Origin of the sequence: Rhizobium sp. Root708, from assembly GCF_001429725.1 — a bacterium.
Lineage (GTDB): Bacteria > Pseudomonadota > Alphaproteobacteria > Rhizobiales > Rhizobiaceae > Rhizobium.
Window position 1 is genome coordinate 99,876 of the sequence record NZ_LMHV01000004.1, and the last position, 16,830, is coordinate 116,705.

At 61.0% G+C, this 16,830-nt stretch carries 19 protein-coding genes; 8 read left to right on the forward strand and 11 right to left on the reverse strand.

Going from position 1 to position 16,830, the window contains the following annotated elements; translation table 11 throughout:
- Positions 1-10 precede the first annotated feature (10 nt).
- Positions 11-538 (reverse strand): GNAT family N-acetyltransferase, encoded by a 528-nt coding sequence (locus tag ASE04_RS04545; protein WP_056812689.1) that lies wholly within the window; start codon positions 536-538, stop codon positions 11-13.
- A gap of 268 nt (positions 539-806) precedes the next feature.
- On the opposite strand from ASE04_RS04545, the gene ASE04_RS04550 reads away from it, so the two are divergent.
- The 3 genes from ASE04_RS04550 (at position 807) to ASE04_RS04560 (ending at position 2,907) form a co-directional block, all read left to right on the forward strand.
- The gene (locus ASE04_RS04550; RefSeq protein ID WP_056812691.1) at positions 807-1,397 is read left to right on the forward strand and encodes a 3'-5' exonuclease; all 591 of its coding nucleotides are present in this window, start codon (positions 807-809) and stop codon (positions 1,395-1,397) included.
- Positions 1,398-1,459: 62 nt separating this feature from the next.
- The gene (locus tag ASE04_RS04555; RefSeq protein ID WP_056812695.1) at positions 1,460-1,954 is read left to right on the forward strand and encodes a CreA family protein; all 495 of its coding nucleotides are present in this window, start codon (positions 1,460-1,462) and stop codon (positions 1,952-1,954) included.
- A gap of 83 nt (positions 1,955-2,037) precedes the next feature.
- Entirely contained in the window at positions 2,038-2,907 is an 870-nt protein-coding gene (locus ASE04_RS04560; RefSeq protein WP_056812698.1) for an aldose 1-epimerase family protein, read from the forward strand.
- Between the two features lie 24 nt (positions 2,908-2,931).
- On the opposite strand, the gene ASE04_RS04565 is transcribed toward ASE04_RS04560, so the two are convergent.
- From ASE04_RS04565 to ASE04_RS04575, 3 genes are all read right to left on the reverse strand, one after another.
- The gene (locus ASE04_RS04565; RefSeq protein ID WP_056812701.1) at positions 2,932-3,342 is read right to left on the reverse strand and encodes a GFA family protein; all 411 of its coding nucleotides are present in this window, start codon (positions 3,340-3,342) and stop codon (positions 2,932-2,934) included.
- A 158-nt stretch (positions 3,343-3,500) separates the two neighbouring features.
- The gene (locus ASE04_RS04570) at positions 3,501-3,971 is read right to left on the reverse strand and encodes a chemotaxis protein CheW (protein WP_056812703.1); all 471 of its coding nucleotides are present in this window, start codon (positions 3,969-3,971) and stop codon (positions 3,501-3,503) included.
- Positions 3,972-3,973: 2 nt separating this feature from the next.
- Positions 3,974-5,938, reverse strand: coding sequence for a methyl-accepting chemotaxis protein (locus ASE04_RS04575; protein WP_056812706.1), 1,965 nt, complete (start codon positions 5,936-5,938; stop codon positions 3,974-3,976).
- A gap of 284 nt (positions 5,939-6,222) precedes the next feature.
- Between ASE04_RS04575 and ASE04_RS04580 the strand changes: the two genes are divergently transcribed.
- Genes ASE04_RS04580 through ASE04_RS04590 form a run of 3 tightly spaced genes read left to right on the forward strand, consistent with a single transcriptional unit; the run spans position 6,223 to position 8,851 of the window.
- A complete protein-coding gene (locus tag ASE04_RS04580) occupies positions 6,223-6,825 on the forward strand; it encodes an SCO family protein (protein ID WP_056812709.1) in 603 nt (200 codons plus the stop codon).
- Positions 6,826-6,829: 4 nt separating this feature from the next.
- Complete coding sequence (locus ASE04_RS04585) at positions 6,830-7,957, forward strand: FAD-dependent oxidoreductase (RefSeq protein ID WP_056812712.1); 1,128 nt, start codon at positions 6,830-6,832, stop codon at positions 7,955-7,957.
- A 15-nt stretch (positions 7,958-7,972) separates the two neighbouring features.
- Positions 7,973-8,851 (forward strand): 50S ribosomal protein L11 methyltransferase, encoded by an 879-nt coding sequence (locus ASE04_RS04590; RefSeq protein ID WP_056812715.1) that lies wholly within the window; start codon positions 7,973-7,975, stop codon positions 8,849-8,851.
- A 167-nt stretch (positions 8,852-9,018) separates the two neighbouring features.
- Here the strand turns inward: ASE04_RS04590 and ASE04_RS31120 are convergent, their stop codons facing one another.
- A complete protein-coding gene (locus ASE04_RS31120) occupies positions 9,019-9,192 on the reverse strand; it encodes a hypothetical protein (protein ID WP_194273784.1) in 174 nt (57 codons plus the stop codon).
- 279 nt (positions 9,193-9,471) lie between these two features.
- Here ASE04_RS31120 and ASE04_RS04595 point away from each other — a divergent pair, with 279 nt between their 5' ends.
- On the forward strand, positions 9,472-11,307 hold the full coding sequence (locus ASE04_RS04595; protein WP_056812718.1) for an aminopeptidase P family protein: 1,836 nt from the start codon (positions 9,472-9,474) through the stop codon (positions 11,305-11,307).
- 45 nt (positions 11,308-11,352) lie between these two features.
- Here ASE04_RS04595 and ASE04_RS04600 read toward each other — a convergent pair whose 3' ends face one another.
- Together ASE04_RS04600 and ASE04_RS04605 are read right to left on the reverse strand one after the other, a co-directional pair.
- Positions 11,353-11,661: an AzlD family protein gene (locus ASE04_RS04600; protein WP_056812721.1), complete on the reverse strand. Its 309-nt coding sequence runs from the start codon at positions 11,659-11,661 to the stop codon at positions 11,353-11,355.
- Positions 11,662-11,663: 2 nt separating this feature from the next.
- Complete coding sequence (locus ASE04_RS04605) at positions 11,664-12,380, reverse strand: AzlC family ABC transporter permease (RefSeq protein ID WP_056812723.1); 717 nt, start codon at positions 12,378-12,380, stop codon at positions 11,664-11,666.
- A gap of 127 nt (positions 12,381-12,507) precedes the next feature.
- Here ASE04_RS04605 and ASE04_RS04610 point away from each other — a divergent pair, with 127 nt between their 5' ends.
- Positions 12,508-12,756 (forward strand): DUF2164 domain-containing protein, encoded by a 249-nt coding sequence (locus ASE04_RS04610; protein WP_056813142.1) that lies wholly within the window; start codon positions 12,508-12,510, stop codon positions 12,754-12,756.
- Here the strand turns inward: ASE04_RS04610 and pncA are convergent, their stop codons facing one another.
- From pncA to ASE04_RS04630, 4 genes are all read right to left on the reverse strand, one after another.
- A complete protein-coding gene (pncA, locus tag ASE04_RS04615) occupies positions 12,757-13,383 on the reverse strand; it encodes a bifunctional nicotinamidase/pyrazinamidase (protein WP_056812725.1) in 627 nt (208 codons plus the stop codon).
- Positions 13,384-13,483: 100 nt separating this feature from the next.
- Positions 13,484-14,758: a sugar MFS transporter gene (locus ASE04_RS04620; RefSeq protein ID WP_056813145.1), complete on the reverse strand. Its 1,275-nt coding sequence runs from the start codon at positions 14,756-14,758 to the stop codon at positions 13,484-13,486.
- A gap of 349 nt (positions 14,759-15,107) precedes the next feature.
- On the reverse strand, positions 15,108-15,602 hold the full coding sequence (locus ASE04_RS04625) for a hypothetical protein (RefSeq protein WP_056813148.1): 495 nt from the start codon (positions 15,600-15,602) through the stop codon (positions 15,108-15,110).
- A gap of 352 nt (positions 15,603-15,954) precedes the next feature.
- The gene (locus ASE04_RS04630; protein ID WP_056812729.1) at positions 15,955-16,791 is read right to left on the reverse strand and encodes a siderophore-interacting protein; all 837 of its coding nucleotides are present in this window, start codon (positions 16,789-16,791) and stop codon (positions 15,955-15,957) included.
- Between the last annotated feature and the right edge of the window lie 39 nt (positions 16,792-16,830).

Consider the following 16,830-nt stretch of genomic DNA (forward strand, 5'->3'; position numbering starts at 1 on the left):
TCGCCTCATTCTACAGTCTGATCCGCGCCATCGTGTAGGCGTCTACATAGGTGCCGTCTCGGAAGCCGAAGGCCTTTAACTGGCCCTCCGTCTCGAAACCGAACTTCGTGTAGAGCGCAAGGGCGGCAGCGTTATCCGTGTAGACCGTGAGCTCCAGCCGCTTGATATCAAGCCAATTGTCCGCCGTATCGACAAGGGCCTGCATCAACGCGCTGCCGACGCCTTTTCCGGTGAAATCATCGTGCACGCCCATGCCGATGCTCGCCGCGTGGCTGCGCCGTCCCTGGAGGCGCATAAGATGTGCGTCGCCGACCGGCACACCATCGAACTCCGCGACAATGCTTACGTTGCCCTGCGGCATCGTCTCGAAACGCTTCCGTGTCTCTTCGACGCTCTGATAGGGAAGACGAAGCGTGCCGTGGCGAAAGCCTGGCAGGTTGAGCATGGCCGTTACCGGTTCGATATCGCTTGCGCGCATCGCGCGGATCGTCACGCCCGTCACGGGCGGTTTGAGTGGTTGTACTTCCGGATTGTCCAAAACGCTCTCCTTGAATTTGTGGAGGAGAGCAAGCTTCGAAAACCCTGCTCACCTCGGCAGGGTCTTCGGGATCGATCGGTCGATTAACGCGCCAATGCTCCCCCGAGCCCTGCATGGGCCGTGGTGTGGTGCATGGTCGTAAGAATGGCGCGTGATCCGATCATGCGAGGAAAGTCGTTGATGGCGGCGCTTGAGTCAAGCCGGGGTGTTTACCTCCGGCTCTCCGCAACGCTAAATCGGTGCAAAGATACCGACTCACGGATGCCACTTGAAAACCATCGCCATTGATTTCGAAACAGCCAACGAGCAGCGCGGCAGCGCCTGCTCGGTGGGATTGGCGTGGATCGAGGACGGCGAGGTGACCCGCGTCGAGGAGCGGCTGATCCGGCCGAAGGAGATGCGCTTCTCGGGCATGAACATCGCCATCCACGGCATTCGTCCGGAGCATGTCGAGGATGCGCCCGAATTTCCGGAGGTCATGGACGAGTTTCACGACGATTTCCGGGGCGCGACGATGATCGCGCACAATGCGTCGTTCGATTTCAGCGTCTGGCGCGCGAGCCTCGATCTCTACAGGCAATCCTATCCGGAACTGACCTATCTCTGCAGCCTGAAAATGGCGCAGCGAATCTGGCCGCACTTCCTGTCGCACAGGCTGAACATCATCGCCGAGCATCTCGGTCTGCGCTTTGCCCACCACAATGCCGCAGAAGACGCTGCCGTCTGCGCGCATGCCGCGATCGCCATGGCAAAGACGGTTGGTGCCGCGGCTGTGAATGCCATTCCGTCGCTGATCGGCATGAAGCCCGGCAGGCTGATGCCTGAAGGCTATGAAGCCTGCACCTGCCGGAAGGCGTGATCGCTTCCTTGTAAAGACATCGCACGCTCTTACCTTAGATGCGGTGCAATCAGGGAGCCGCCATGTCCAGAAACAGCTATCGAGCGCTTGCCGCCGCCTCGTTCATTGGTCTTGCCGCCGGGCCGGCGGCGGCCGATGTCGTCGGTAAGGTTGGGGTCGACTGGATCGGTAACGACATCATCGTCGATGCGGTGGCCGACCCGCAGGTGAAGGGGGTGACCTGCCATGTCACCTATTTCGACCGCAGCGTCATCGACCGCGTGAAGAACGGCAAGTGGTTCGAAGACCCCTCGAACAACTCCATCTCCTGCCGCCAGACGGGGCCGATCGAGATCGGCGATATCGACCTGTCGAAGGGCGGCGACGAGGTGTTCAAGACAGGCATTTCGCTGATCTGGAAGAAGCTCGTCGTCAACCGGATATACGACAAGGAAAACGACACCTTGATCTATCTCGTGCATTCCCGCGAACTGACCGACGGCTCGGCCAAGATGGCGATTTCGACGATCCCGCTCTATGGGCAGAGCGTGACCTGGAAGAACGGCAAGCCACAATAGGGTGGGTCTGCGCCAAACTGTCGATGGAAATCGGCGGGCGGCGCAGTTATGGTCCGCCACGGTCAACTCGAAGAGGACGTTCGATGCCAAGCCTGACACGGATTGCCAACCAATATCTGACGGTCGATGTCTCCTCTCTGGGAGCCGAGATGCAGGTGCTCGACAGCAGTGACGGCAGGTCGTGGCTCTGGAATGGCGATGCCGCTTTCTGGGGCGGGCGTTCCCCCATCCTGTTTCCTATCGTCGGCAAGGCGCCCGGCGACGCTGTCATGATCGACGGCCAGAGCTATCCGATGAACCAGCACGGCTTTGCCCGGCGGGCGGAATTCACGCTTGCATCTTCCAGCGCCAGCATGTGCCGCTACGAGCTTGCGTCATCGTCGGCGACGATGGCGGCCTATCCGTTCGATTTCCTCCTGGCGGTCGAGCATACGCTCGATCAACGGACGCTGACGGTTGCCGCCGAGGTCACCAATCGCGACGAGAAGCCGATGCCCTTCGGGCTGGGCTTTCATCCCGCCTTCGTCTGGCCCTTGCCGGGCGCGGCAGGGCAGGATCACATCGTAACACTCGACAACGGCGGTGAGCCCGGCCTGGCTCGACTGGAAGGCGGGCTGATTGCGCCTGGACATCTGGCCTCTCCCTTCGAGGGGGGACGGCTTGTGCTTGATCACAGCATGTTCGAGCAGGATGCGATGATCTTTCCTGAGGATGCCGGGAAGGGGCTGCGCTACGGCGCCGAGGGTGGCCCGACGTTGCATTTCACCTTCGAAAATCTGCCCAATCTGGCGCTCTGGCAAAAGGTAGGTGCGCCGTTCCTCTGTGTCGAACCCTGGCATGGGATGGCCGCCGAGAAGGATGGCTCGAAGGAACTGGCGAAGCGGCCTTACAGCCTGACACTGCCGCCGGGCGAGAGCCGGCGCTTTGCTTTTAGCGTCGAGATCGTCGAGTAGCATTCGAGCAGCGATCAGCTGGGGCTAGGGGCGGCTCTGCGGATGGGCCGGAAGCTCGTCGCAGATGACGTCCCATGAGACCTTCTCCGAGGTCCAGACGTGAAAGCTCGGCGGATAAGCATCCGGCGCGTCGAGGCTGACAGTCATCATGTCCACCAGACCGGGCTCCGCATCGTTCCGATAGCTGAGCGGGGAACCGCATGCGCCGCAGAAGGTGCGCAGGACGCCCTTCGACGACGTGAAGGCTTTCGGAACCCCTTGTTCGTACACCAGCGATCGCGCCGGGAAGGTGACGAATGGCAGGGTCGGCGCGGACGCCACCTTGCGGCACGTCCGGCAGTGGCAGATGCCGCTCGCCAGTGGCGCTTCGTCTATCCAGTAGCGGATGGCGCCGCAGGCGCATCCTCCGGTGTAGCCGGCGTTCTCTTCGTTCATCTTAATCGGCCCGATGTCGTTCCGATGAAAACGTCCGGCCGTGTGCTTTGTTCGGACGGCAGCACGCTACGCCGTTCATGAAAAAACCGCGCGCAACGGTTTGGTGCGAGCGGTTTCAAAGGCTTTCCAGGCGAGCCCCGCGAGGCTCGTCGAATTCGTCAGGCGGCTTCGCGGGTCAATTCGTCGGCAATGACGGTGTCGAGGTTGAGGAAGCAGACCATCGTCTTCTCGAGGGCCACGATGCCGCGGCAGAAGGCGCGCTGGGCTTCCGGGATGATTTCCGGTGCTGGCTGCAGGTCTTCGCTCTTGATGGTCATCATGTCGGAAACCTGTTCGACCAGCAGGCCGACGAGTTTGCCGGCGATATCGGTGACGATGATCGCGGAGCGCTCGGAAGGCTCCGTCATCTTCATGCCGAGGCGGCAGGCCATGTCGATGACCGGGATCACCGCGCCACGCAGGTTGATGAGGCCGAGGACGTAAGGCGGCGTGTGCGGCATCGGCGTCACGGGCGCCCAGCCGCGGATTTCGCGGATCGCCATGATGTCGATGCAGAATTCCTGCTCGCCGAGATGGAAGGAGACAATCTCGAGATGCGAGCCGGTCTGGTTGATGACGGTGTTGTTCATGATCAGAATTCTTCCCAGTTGTCTCCGGCCGGTGCGGCCATGGCTCTGGCGGTTGCACCGCCGCTGAATGCGCCCGCGACCTTGCCGATCAGGCTTCGTGCGGGAGATGGTTTCGGATGCGAGACTGCTGTGGCTTCCCGCGGCGTGGAACGGGCATTCATGCCTTCGCCGATCTTGAACGTCTGGATCAGGTGGATCAGGCTATCGGCATCGGTGGCGAGCGCATGGCTTGCTGCGTTCGTTTCTTCCACCATGGCCGCGTTCTTCTGCGTGACCTGGTCCATCTGGCTGATGGCCGTATTGATTTCGTTCAGTCCGGTGGATTGTTCGCGTGCAGAGGTTACGATTGATTTAACATGTTCGTCGATCCGCAAAACATCTTCGCCGATCTGGCGAAGCGCTTCGCCGGCGGCGGTCACGAGTTCACCGCCAGCCTTCACCTCGGTGTTGGATTTTCCGATCAAGGCCTTGATATCCTTGGCCGCGCCTGCTGCCCGACCGGCAAGCTCACGCACTTCCTGCGCAACGACCGCGAAGCCCTTGCCGGCTTCGCCCGCGCGGGCTGCCTCGACGCCTGCGTTCAGCGCAAGCAGGTTGGTCTGGAAAGCGATCTCGTCGATGACGTTGATGATGGTGCCGATCTCACGCGAGGCGGTGGCGATTCGCTCCATGGCGGCCATCGCGTCGGTCACGACCATATCCGATTTCGCCGTGCTTTGGCGAGTATGAGCGACCATGTGGCCGACTTCTTCGGCACGGTTGGTGGCATTGCGAACCGTTGCGGTGATCTGGTCGAGCGCAGCCGAGGTCTCCTCGAGCGATGCCGCCTGTTGTTCGGTGCGCTTTGCGAGGTCGTCGGCGGCCGAGCGCATCTGCCGGCCGTTTGCCTGGATGGACGCGCCATTCTGGGAGATGCCTGACATCGTCTGGCGGAGCGTCGCGGTGGTCCGGTTGAAGTCGGCGCGCAGCGGTTCCAGCTCGGGCTTGAAGGCGCGGTCGATCGTGACGGTCACGTCACCGGCGGCGAGACGGGTCAGCGCCTGGCCGAGCTCGCTGACCGCCTTGCCGAGCTCTTCGGTGTCGGCAAGCTTGGCCGCTTCACGGCTGCGACGGTCGGCGTCGCTCTGCTGGCGTTCGCTTTCGCTGCGGGCTTCGAGCGCCTGCTTGTCGATTGCGGCCTGGCGGAAGCTTTCCGCGGCGCGTGCCATGTCGCCGATCTCGTCGCCGCGATCGGTTGCGGGAACGAGGCTGTTTATGTCGCCGCTCATGATGCGCTGCATGCTCTTTCGGACAGCGTCGATGCCGCGCCGGATGGAGCCGCCGTGAATGTACTGCAGCATACCCATCATCAGGATGGCGATGATGCCGAGGCCAAGCTGAATGTAGACGGCGTTTTGTGAGATGGCATTTGCTTCATCGATGCGCTTCTTGGCAACGTCGCCGCCATCGAGCGCGAGCTTATCCAGCGTCGTGATGAGTTTGTCGCCGCCCGCATCGATGGCGTCGTCGAGCTTGTCGAATTCGCTCTCCGCCGCGCCAGTCTCCACGGCGGCCTTCAGGTCGCCCAGGATCTTCTGCTTCAGCGCGGAGACATCCGAGTCGTAATTGGTGAGAACACCAGGGGCGTTCAGTTCGTCGGCGAGCAAATGCATTTCCTTCGAACCGCCTGACAGCGTCTCGACTGATGCATTCATCAGCGCGATCCGCTCCGGTGCGACGACCTTGTCGCCGCGGTCGACGATCGTGTCCATGGCCGCCAGGATCAGGGTCAGATTGGCTGTGCGCATGGCGTTGATGTGATCGACGCTCGCCTGGATTTCGTTGGCGCGGCGCAGGGCGCCATCGACCACCGTATTTTCGTACCAACCGACCGCCAGCATGGAGCCGAATCCGATAAAGGCGGCGCCCGCCAAGGTTCCGAGCCTCTGGCTGACAGAGAGGCTCTTGCGCACTTTCGCATGTGTCATGTGAAGACTATCCCCTCCGCGCCGAGGCGCGGGCATGTTTCTTTCGCTCACAAGCGGATAATCCGGCGGGGTGCCTACCAGACAGACGTCATGCCTTCGAACTTTTGGGTCGTTCCATCCATGGCTAAATATAGATATGTTTCTTTAAGCTATTGCTAACGATGTGCGTCTGCGCGGGGGGATGGCAATAAACCGCGGATAGGGAACGTCTTGTTGAATTGCGCCCGGCGGAACGAAACGATATCAGGCGGGAAAGCGCTTAAACTGTCCGGGAAAGTAGATCGATGAAGAATGTACGCATCGCCGTCTGGGTTGCCGTGTTGCTGATGGCAGGCATTCTTGGCTGGCTGACGCTGAACGTTACCAAGACCAAGGAAGCTATGTCCGAGGGGCCGTTCGGCGTCCCGTTCACGCTTGTCGCGCAGAATGGCCAGCCGATTACCGAGCAGGCGTTCCGAGGCAAGCCGACGGCGCTGTTCTTCGGTTTCACCCATTGCCCGGAAGTCTGCCCGACGACGCTGTTTGAAATGAACGGCTGGCTGGAAAAGGTCGATCCCAGGGGGGACAAGTTGCAGGCTTATTTCGTGACTGTCGATCCCGAGCGGGACACACCCGATGTCATGAACCAGTATGTATCGAATGTGTCGAAGCGGATCGTCGGCATTTCCGGAGCGCCGGACAAGGTTGCCGACGTTATCAAGGGATACCGCGTCTATGCCAAGAAAGTCCCTGTCGACGAGAACAACCCGAACGGCGACTATACGATGGATCATACGGCCTCGGTCTTCCTCCTGGATTCCGACGGGCGTTTCTCCGGCACGATCGCCTATGGAGAAAATCCCGATACGGCGGTAAAAAAGCTGGAGAACCTCGTCAACAAGGGATGACGACATGGCGCCCGGACATCGAAGCATCCTCATCGTGGGGGCCGGCACGACCGGCCTGACGGCGGCCCTTGAACTCGCCCGGCGAGGATTTCGTCCCCGGCTCGTCGATAGTGATGTCGGACCTGTGCCGCTCGTCGAGAGCCGTGCCTTGGGTGTCAACGCCCGCACGTTGACGCTGTTGTCGCCTTCGCGCGTCAGCGACGCCCTCCTGCAGGAGGCCCATCAGCTCAAGCAGTTTCGAATGGTTTCGAAGAACCGCACTCTCGCGGCACTTGATACAACACGGATATCAGGACCCTACGGCGCCCTTTATGCGCTTGCCCAGGGGCATACCGAACGCCTGCTTATTGTTGCGTTGTCGAACTATGAAGTCACGCCGGAATGGCACACGTCTGTAGAGGCCGTGTCGCTCGACTCTCCAAAGCCCCAGGTGACACTGCGCAAGCCTGACGGATCGGAGGAAACGGCTTCTTTCGACATCGTTATTGGTGCTGATGGGGCGCACTCCGCCGTGCGCCGGGCGATCGGCTTCGGATTTCCCGGCGATGCGCTGGAGAGCAGTTTCTATCTCGCGGACTTTCGCTATACCCGCGACATCGATCCCAATTTCGCTGAAGTCAGCCTTGTCGATCCCGGGATGATCGGACGCTTGCCGGTGGAGCGGGATGTGCTGCGGTATATCTCGACGCTGCCGGATTTCGAAAGCCGCATCGTGCATCCGGCGCCGGTGGCCGAGCGGCTCTGGGCGTCCGATTTCCGCATTCATTTCCGCCATGTCGAGACGATGGCGAAGGGCAGTGTGTTTCTTGCCGGCGATGCCGCGCATATTCATTCTCCGGCGGGTGCCAGGGGCATGAATCTCGGGATAGAGGACGCGTGCTGGCTGGCCTGGCTGATCTCTGAAGGACGCGAACGCGAGTACTCCTCCTTGCGCATGCCGGCCGTGATGACTGTCTTGAAGCAGACCCGGATGCTGACATCCCTGTTCACCATGAAGAGTCCGCTGTCGACGGCGCTGCGCGATCTTGTGGTGCCGGTGCTTTTCAGAATACCTGCCTTTTCACAAAAACTGCTTCGCGGCGTTTCCGGATATGATACGCCGTCTCCGCCATGGATCGATGGCGCACAATAACGGGAAAGACCGACCTTGAGTGAAATACGCCTTTACGTCACGACCACCGAAGTACTTGCCGGTGAGATCCTCGATCTGCTGAGCGAGGTGTTCGGCGAAGAAGATTTCGCGATCGCGACGACGGAGATCGACGAGAAGAAGGACATATGGGAGGCGTCGGTCTACATGATGCGCGAAGACGAAGCCGAGGTGCGGTCGCGCGTCGAGGAGGCTCTGAGCCACGCGTTTCCCTGGGCGGTCGTCGTGCGAGAGGTCATTCCCGACATCGACTGGGTGGCCAAGTCACTTGAAGGGTTGAAGCCGGTACGGGCAGGGCGGTTCCTCGTTCACGGGTCTCATGATCGCGACAAGGTTCGCATGGGCGACATCGCGATCGAGATCGAGGCCGGCCAGGCATTCGGCACCGGTCATCACGGCACGACGGCGGGCTGCCTGGAGACGATCGATCGCGTGGTGCGGGCGCGGCGTGTTCGGAATGCCCTCGATCTTGGAACCGGCAGCGGCGTCCTGGCGATCGCGGTTCGCAAGCTGAAGAACATTCCGGTCCTCGCGACCGACATCGATCCGATCGCGACGCGGGTGGCGGCCGAGAATGTGCGCGCCAATGGGATTTCATCCGGGATCAAGGCGGTGACGGCGCCCGGCTTCCATTCGACGGCATTTGCCGAGAACGGTCCATTCGACCTGATCATCGCCAACATCCTGGCGAGACCGCTGATCAAGATGGCGCCGCAGCTCGTCAATCATCTGGCGCCCGGTGGCTCCGTCATTCTCTCGGGGATTCTGGCGTCTCAGCGGTGGAAGGTGCTTGCTGCCTATAACGGCGCGCACCTTCGCCATGTGCGCACGATCTGGCGCAACGGCTGGGTGACGATCCACCTCGATCGTCCGTGAGGAGCGGGCGGATCAGGACAAAATAAAAGGCGGTGCCAATGGCACCGCCTTGAGCCGGTTTCCCGGCCGATCCCGCGAGCTCGAAGGAGGAGGAGCGCTCGAGCGGGCTTCTACTGGTTCTGATCGCCGGTCCGATGAGGGAGGAGGAGAACGGAGCGGCGAGTTGCTCAGAACGCGTAGCTGGTTGCGACCTGGTGGCGCGTAACTCTTTGACCGGCGCCGAGCAGCTTGAGGGTGTCCTCGTTCAGCGGGCGGCGCGAGCCGATAACGTGACGCACGGTCTGGCGCTCGCCAGCCTGTACCGGGCTGCTGTAAGCGAAGCGCGACAGAGGGGCAGTCATCTTGAAATTCCTTTTGTTCGTTGGCGGTCCGTCTCGAACCGTTGTGATGGCGCCTATATAGCTATTTAGAAAACTTGAGGCAGAGGGTTTCGTTCATGGGAGCCATGCAGGGAATGCATAAAGCGTGCCAAACCTGAAAATGGCGCCTCATTTCTGCCAAAATAATAGCCGGCGGTTGGCATGGCGGCGGTTCGCCTCTTTGCCATTCATCGTGAATTTACGATAGGATAGCCGCCAATCTCTACCGCGGGATTCGTCCTCAACATCAGGTTTCCGAGCATGTTCCAATCTTTTGAAGTCACGTCCACGCCACAATTCGGCCGCGATCGGGTTTCCGGTCTGCGCGAAAATTTCGATGCCTTGGGGATTGATGCGTTTCTCGTGCCGCGCGCGGACGAATTCAACGGTGAATATGTCCCAGCCTGCGCCGAGCGTCTTGCCTGGCTGACCGGTTTCACGGGCTCGGCCGGCATGGCGCTGGTCACCAGAACGCAGGCGATCGTATTCGTCGACGGCCGCTATGTCACGCAGCTTGCCGAGCAGGTGGACGGCTCGGTCTATACCGGCGGTGATCTTGTCAACGAGCCGCCACACGCCTGGCTTGCCAAGCATGGCTCGAAGGGATTGAGGCTCGGCATCGATCCGTGGCTGCATTCGGGTGCGGAAGTGCGACGCCTCGAGAAGGCACTGGGCGAGATCGGTGGGACGCTTGTCATCCTGCCGCATAACCCGCTTGATCGCCTCTGGAGTGATCGGCCACAGGAGCCGCTCGGAGCCGTCAACATTCAGAATATCGCCCAGGCTGGGGTGCTGGCCACGGACAAGCTCGCGACCATTGCGGCTGATCTTGCCAAGCGCAACCTCAAGGCCGTTCTGATCGCCGATCCGTCCTCGGTTGCGTGGATCTTCAACATTCGCGGCAGTGACGTGCCGCACACGCCGCACCCGCTAGCGCGCGCCATCATCTATGCCGATGGCAAGGCCGATCTCTTTCTCGACAAGCGCAAGACAGGAATCGAGGCGGAAGCCTATCTTGCGCAGCTCTGCCAGCAACTGCCGCCGTCGTCGCTCGACGGAAAGCTTGCCGCCGTTTCAAAGGACGACGGTCGCGTACTGATCGACCCCGATCTGACGTCATACGGCCTCACTGATATCATCCGCGCTGCCGGCGGCGTCGTGGTCGAGGGAGGAGATCCCGCGAAGCTGCCGCGCGCCGTGAAGAACAACGTCGAGATCAACGGTTCTGCCGCCGCGCACCTTCAGGACGGCGCGGCCATGGTCGAGTTCCTCTATTGGCTGTCGCAGACGAAGCCGGGGACAGTCAGCGAGATCGAGGTTGCCGAGAGGCTCGAGGCCGTCCGCGCGCGTGTCGGCGAGAGCATGCAGAATCCGCTGAAGGATATCTCCTTCGACACGATCTCGGGAGCCGGCGAGCATGCGGCGATCATGCACTACCGGGTGACGACAGAGTCGAACCGAAAACTCGAGGCGGGCGAGCTGTTCCTCATCGATTCCGGGGCGCAGTACGTCAACGGCACCACGGATATCACGCGGACGGTTGGCATTGGGTCCGTCAGCGAAGAGCAGCGGCGTTTCTTCACGCTCGTATTGAAGGGGATGATCCAGATCAGCACCGCCCGTTTTCCGAAGGGGACGCGCGGCTGCGATCTCGATCCGCTGGCGCGCATCGCCTTGTGGCGCGCGGGCGCGGATTTCGGTCACGGCACCGGCCATGGCGTCGGCTCGTATCTTTCGGTGCATGAAGGCCCGCAGCGGATTTCGAGATTGTCGACACAGGAGCTCCTGCCGGGGATGATCCTGTCGAACGAGCCCGGCTACTACCGGCCCGGTGCTTTCGGGATCCGAATCGAAAATCTCGTCTACGTGCGCGACGCCGAGGCGGTCGAGGGCGGCGATCAGCCAATGCTTGGTTTCGAAACACTGACCTTCTGCCCGATCGATCGCAGCCTCGTGATCCCCGAGTTGCTGACCCATGACGAGCTGCACTGGTTCAACAGCTATCACGAACGCACGCGCGAGGCGTTGATGCCGCTGATCCACGACCGGGACATCAAGGCCTGGCTCGAGAACGCGACGCTGCCGCTCGAATACTGAGGCTAAGAATATGACGGACGCCGGTTTGCTCCGGCGTCTTTCCGATCAGGCGCCGATCGTGTGGCGCCACGTCATGACGATGACCCATGCGACCGCGAGCATCCAGGTGTGCGACACCCGGAGGCCGACGAGCAGGGCAGCGATAAGCGCGAGCTTCGAGTCCCACCCACCGGAAAAGAATGCCGGTGCGACGAGTGTCGTCAGCACGGCTGCGGGCACGGCGGCAAGGGCTGCTTCCATGCGCGGCGGTATCCGCTTCATCGTCGTGATGAGGATGTAGCCGCCAATGCGGGTGCCGTAGGTCGCGACCGCTGCGGCGACGATGATCAGCGCCATATGAAGATCAAAACTCACGGTCACACCTCATGCAGGTCGGATTCGAGTTCCTGTTCATGCGGCGGAGGCGGGAGCAGGGCGGCAAGAACAATGCCTGCGGCTGCACCCAAGCTCACATGCCAGGGCGAGCCGACGTAACGATATGCAATTATCGACGCGATGGCGCTGACGACCGCAACCGGCAGGAAATTGTCGCGGTGGCGGAAATCGAGAACGATCCCCAGGAAATAGGCCGGCAGCAGGATGTCGAGGCCGATCGACTTCGGATCGCCGATCAGGCTACCGAGCAAGCCTCCCAGAAGGCTGACGCATATCCAGGGGATGTAGATGACAATCCCAAAACCGAAATACCAGGCGAAGGACACCTCCTTGCCAGCTTCGCCGCGCTTTACCGTTTCGGCAAACTGCGGATCGACGAGCAGGAAGAAGGTGAAGAACTTCTGCACCGCGGTGAAGTGTTTGATGTAGGGGGCAATGGCGGCCGAATAGAGCACGTGGCGAAAATTGACGGCCAGGATCGAGGCGACGATCAGCCACGCCTGCACGTCATGGCCGAACAGCTCGAGGCCGACAAGCTGACTGGCACCTGCATAAACGGTGGCGCTCATGAACGTCAGTTCGGCAAGCGACATGCCGTGGTCGACGGCGAGGGCGCCAAACAATGCGCCGAACGGTGCGGAGGCAACAGCGACGGGAAAACCGCCGCGCATGCCTTCGATGAAATTCGCGCGACTCATCGGCGACGATCCTTCTGGAAGTTTGCCTCCGTCTATTGGCGCAGATGGTTCACTGCAAACGAATTTCCTTGATTGACCGATCGATTTCGCTGAACGGTTCAACGGGGAAATCAACGCCGAGGACATGATGAAGCCGATTGAATTTTCGAAGGAAGACAAGGCTGCGCTGATCGCGCGCATCCAGCACTACTTCGACAGCGAACTCGACCAACCGATCGGTCTTCTGAAGGCGGAATTCGTGATGGACTTCTTCGCCAAGGAGATCGGCGGGGCCTATTACAAACAGGGGCTGGAAGATGCGCAGTCGGTGCTCGCCAAGCGCATCGACGACTTCTCGGATGACATCTACCAGCTGCAGCGAGACGCTACGGACTGATCAGCCCGATATCGCCTGTTCGCTGGTGATGATGGCGATGCCCTTCTGGCGCATTTCCTCGATGGCGGCTGCGACGCCATCCGGCGTGATGCCGCGGCTTGCGTCTTCGATGAAACGAACCTTGATACCCGGCATCATCTCGAGCGCATCGAGGGCCGAGAACTTGACGCAATAGTCCGTCGCCAGGCCGCAGACGTCGAGGTCGGCAATACCCTGATCCTTGAGATAGGCGGCAAGGCCAGTGTGGGCGTCGCGGTCATTGTCGCGAAAGGCCGAATAGCTGTCCACCGAGCGGTTCAATCCCTTCTGGATGATAAGGTCGATCGCATCGATGTTGAGGTGGGGATGCAGTTCGGCATCCTCGGTGCCCTGGACGCAATGGTCCGGCCACATCATCTGCGGCTTGCCGGAGAGCGTGCCCAGCTCGAACGGTTCCTTATCGGGGTGGGACGACGCGAAGCTGCCGTGGTCCTCGGGGTGCCAGTCCTGCGAGGCGACGATGAAGTCGTATTTGCCGCTTTCGATCAGGCGGTTTGCGACCGGCACGACCTCGTGGCCCTCAAGGACCGGAAGGTTACCGCCGGGGCAAAAACCGTTCTGAATATCGACAAGCAGCAATGCCTTCATCGAAACATCTCCCTTTGTTGCAGCGCAAGATGCCAAGGCTGAGGGAAACACGCAAGAGGCGAGAGGGCCTCGCGAATTGACGCGAGGCCCAATCAGGCGATCACGCCGGGCGATGGCCCTTCAGGCCGTAGTAGGCGATATAGGCGTAGCAGATGATGGGCATCAGGAACGCCAGATGGATGCCAATCGTATCGGCCAGCCCGCCCTGGACGAGCGGCAGGATGGCGCCGCCGACGATTGCAAGGCAGAGGATGCCGGAGCCCTGGCTGGTGTACTTGCCGAGACCATAGAGCGCGAGGCTGAAGATCGTCGGAAACATGATCGAGTTGAAGAGACCGATTGCCAGTACCGACCACATGGCAACATGGCCGCCGGAGAATACGGTCAACAGCAGCAGGGCAATGACGGCCACAGCGTTGAATGCGAGGGCCTTGCCGTCGTTGATGTACCGCATGGCGACCGCTCCGACGAACCGGCCGATCATCGCGCCGCCCCAGAAATAGGAAACGTGATGGGCGGCTTCGGCTTCGGAGAAGCCGGCGATATCAGGCTGGCTCATGAAGTTCACGAGGAAGCTGCCGATGCTGACTTCGGCACCGACATAGAGAAAGATACCAACGGCACCGAGGACGAGATGGCGATACTGCCAGGCCGATCCGCCACCGCTTATCGGCTCGATCTCATCGCTGCCCTCGACCTGCGGCAACTTCAGTGCCGCGAAGAGTGCTCCGAGCAGCAGGAAGGCGACCGCCAGCAGCATGTACGGGAACTTCACCGCGCTTGCTTCGGCGATCTTGATGGCATCAAGCTGTTCGGGCGTTGCGCCTGCTACGGCTGCCGTCGTCGCCGACAGGATCAGCAGGGCGCCGAACATCGGTGCTAGTGTCGTCCCGAGGGAGTTGAAGGCCTGCGTCAGCGTCAGGCGGCTTGCTGCCGTGTCGGGCGGGCCGAGCACGGTAACGTAAGGGTTGGCCGCGACCTGAAGCAGCGTGATGCCGGTCGCAAGAACGAAGAGAGCGCCGAGGAAGAGCGGGTAGGCGCGATAGCTGGCCGCCGGAATGAAAAGCGCGCAGCCGATGGCCGCGATCACCAAACCGATGACGATGCCCTGCTTGTAGCCGATGCGCTTGACGAGTGCGCCTGCGGGCAGCGAGGCGATGAAGTAGGCGCCGAAGAAGCAGAACTGGATCAGCATAGACTGCGTGTAATTCAGCTGAAAGACATTCTTCAGATGGGGGACGAGAATGTCGTTAAGGCAGGTGATGAAACCCCACATGAAAAAGAGCGACGTCAGCGCGGTGAGGGCAAAGCGATAGTTTGGCGACGTTGAAGAGTCTGATGAAGTCGGGCTCGTCGTCGCGGCTTGATTGGTGATGATACCAGCCACTTTAGGATACCTCTTTTTATTGTTGGCGCCGGGTATTTCCCTTTGGAAGCCGTCTTTCGAACGGGCCGGCGGCGGCTCGGCGGGCGCCCTGGGAGAAGGCGTGCAGCAAGCCACTCCCGCCATATAAGGCGGTTAAGAGGGTTTCGATAGTATTCAAACGATTTTTATTGTGCCTTGCGGCAACATTTTTCGCAGATGCGAATTCAATGACGGTCTGCGACCATTTCTATGCCGCTGGGTGATCAGGCGTAGTGTGGGAGCCTGCGGCGAAAACGCACCGCCTCTCTCCATTGCTCCGATCATTTTCGGCTCCCCCGGCGGAGCCGTCAAAGATCGGTCAGGCCGTCTGAACGTCGCTGCTGCCGGTATCGGCTGCCGCGGAGGTGCCGTAGGTGTTTTGATAGGCGCGCAGTGCCGTCTGCATGTCGTCAAGCACTTCGGAGAGGATCGGATCGTCGGAACCGGAGGCGCTGGATGCGATGCTTGACGTATCGGCCGAGAGGATCTCGTCGGTCGTCAGCTTGCCGTCGCCGTTGGCGTCCAGAGAGGCAAGAATGCCTTTGGAATCGTCATCCGAGGAGCTGCTGTCATCGTCGCTGGCGCTCGACTGCTGCATCTGCAGCATGATCGAAAGGATATCGCCAGCGATCTTCTGCGTAACACTTGCACCGTCATCGGTGCTCGTGGATGTCGAAGCTTTGGTCGATGAGGTGGATGTCGAATTGGCGGCGGCAAGCTCGTCTGCGGAAATGATGCCGTCGCCGTTTTTATCGAGGCTGGAAAGAGAGCTGTATTGGGAAACGCCGCTCCCGATAGAAGAAACACTGGTCACTTGAACCTCCTTTGCAAGGTCATCGTGAAACCCGCCTTTCATGGGCGGACACAAAGGGGGCTAGGGCGATTTTCGCTCTCCGTCAAAGCGGGAATGTCATGATGAATTTTCGCCGATTGACGCGTCGGGGCGAAGCAGGTTAACCTCTCGTCAAGGCTTTCCATCCTCTTGATTTATTTTATCTTATTCGCCGGTGATTTGCGCCTGGCGAGGAGGAATGGCCTTCGCGCGGATGGCGATCGTGCTGCTGTTTCCTGTTTTTGCGCGGTGTGACGGTGGTGGTTCGCCTGCGGCATTTTGTCGATCCCGCAAGGCGAGGTGATACCACCGCCGCGCGGGATCGACTGTCGACTCAGTCGCCGTGGGTTTCGTGGAAGTCCGCCTGGCCTTTTTTCCAATAGCCGGCGGCTTTGATCCAGGCCTTCGGATGGTTGCGTTCCTCGACCATGATCGCACGAAGCCGTTTGGCGACGAGCGTTTCGCAGGCGATGAAGACATAACCGTCGCCGGCGGGCAGTGCGAGCTCGCGCAGCGCCTCGTCGAGCCGGGTCGTGGTGCCCGCAGGCTCGCTGCCGCGATGCAGCCAGATCGTCGTCAGTTCAGCCTTGCCTGTCAGGGCCTGCTCTTCCTCGGGGCCGGAGACTTCGACCACCACCAGCGCCTTGGCGGTTGCCGGCAGTTCTTCCAGCCTGCGACCGATTGCCGGCAGCGCCGTCTCGTCGCCGGCAAGCAGGTACCAATCGAAATCGGTGGCGACGACGAAGGAGCCGCGAGGGCCGCCGATGCCGAGCTTGTCGCCGGGCTTGGCGTTGAGCGCCCATTCCGTCGCGGGACCCGCATCGTGGAGGGCGAAATCGAGGTCGAGTTCCTGGCTGGCGGCATCATAACGCCGGGGCGTGTAGTCGCGCATCGACGGGCGTTTGGCGGGATCGATCAGCAGTTTTCCATCCGGGCCGACTTCCGGGAATGCCGGCTCCTCGCCGGGTGCCGGCACGAGAATCTTGATGTGGTCGTCATAGCCGAGGCTGACGAAGCCTTCGAGATCGGCGCCGGAGAGAGTTACGCGCAGCATTTGCGGGGTGACGTTCCGGACGCGGCTGACTGTCAGCAGGCGGCGCTTGAGTTCATGACGAACGCGCTCGATGCGGTGGCGCTTTTCGGTGGTGTCGGGGGCGGTGTTTTCTGTCATCCTTCGTTCCTTGTATCGGAACCGAGGTGCGTGAGACGC

Excerpts from the sequence above, each read along its gene's own strand:
- ASE04_RS04570 (WP_056812703.1), bottom strand. The coding sequence starts at position 3,971 with ATGAACAACACCGTCATCAACCAGACCGGCTCGCATCTCGAGATTGTC.
- pncA (WP_056812725.1), bottom strand. The coding sequence starts at position 13,383 with ATGAAGGCATTGCTGCTTGTCGATATTCAGAACGGTTTTTGCCCCGGC.
- ASE04_RS04585 (WP_056812712.1), top strand. The coding sequence starts at position 6,830 with ATGGCGCCCGGACATCGAAGCATCCTCATCGTGGGGGCCGGCACGACC.
- ASE04_RS04595 (WP_056812718.1), top strand. The coding sequence starts at position 9,472 with ATGTTCCAATCTTTTGAAGTCACGTCCACGCCACAATTCGGCCGCGAT.
- ASE04_RS04565 (WP_056812701.1), bottom strand. The coding sequence starts at position 3,342 with ATGAACGAAGAGAACGCCGGCTACACCGGAGGATGCGCCTGCGGCGCC.
- ASE04_RS04610 (WP_056813142.1), top strand. The coding sequence starts at position 12,508 with ATGAAGCCGATTGAATTTTCGAAGGAAGACAAGGCTGCGCTGATCGCG.
- ASE04_RS31120 (WP_194273784.1), bottom strand. The coding sequence starts at position 9,192 with ATGACTGCCCCTCTGTCGCGCTTCGCTTACAGCAGCCCGGTACAGGCT.
- ASE04_RS04575 (WP_056812706.1), bottom strand. The coding sequence starts at position 5,938 with ATGACACATGCGAAAGTGCGCAAGAGCCTCTCTGTCAGCCAGAGGCTC.
- ASE04_RS04630 (WP_056812729.1), bottom strand. The coding sequence starts at position 16,791 with ATGACAGAAAACACCGCCCCCGACACCACCGAAAAGCGCCACCGCATC.
- ASE04_RS04605 (WP_056812723.1), bottom strand. The coding sequence starts at position 12,380 with ATGAGTCGCGCGAATTTCATCGAAGGCATGCGCGGCGGTTTTCCCGTC.
- ASE04_RS04580 (WP_056812709.1), top strand. The coding sequence starts at position 6,223 with ATGAAGAATGTACGCATCGCCGTCTGGGTTGCCGTGTTGCTGATGGCA.
- ASE04_RS04560 (WP_056812698.1), top strand. The coding sequence starts at position 2,038 with ATGCCAAGCCTGACACGGATTGCCAACCAATATCTGACGGTCGATGTC.
- ASE04_RS04555 (WP_056812695.1), top strand. The coding sequence starts at position 1,460 with ATGTCCAGAAACAGCTATCGAGCGCTTGCCGCCGCCTCGTTCATTGGT.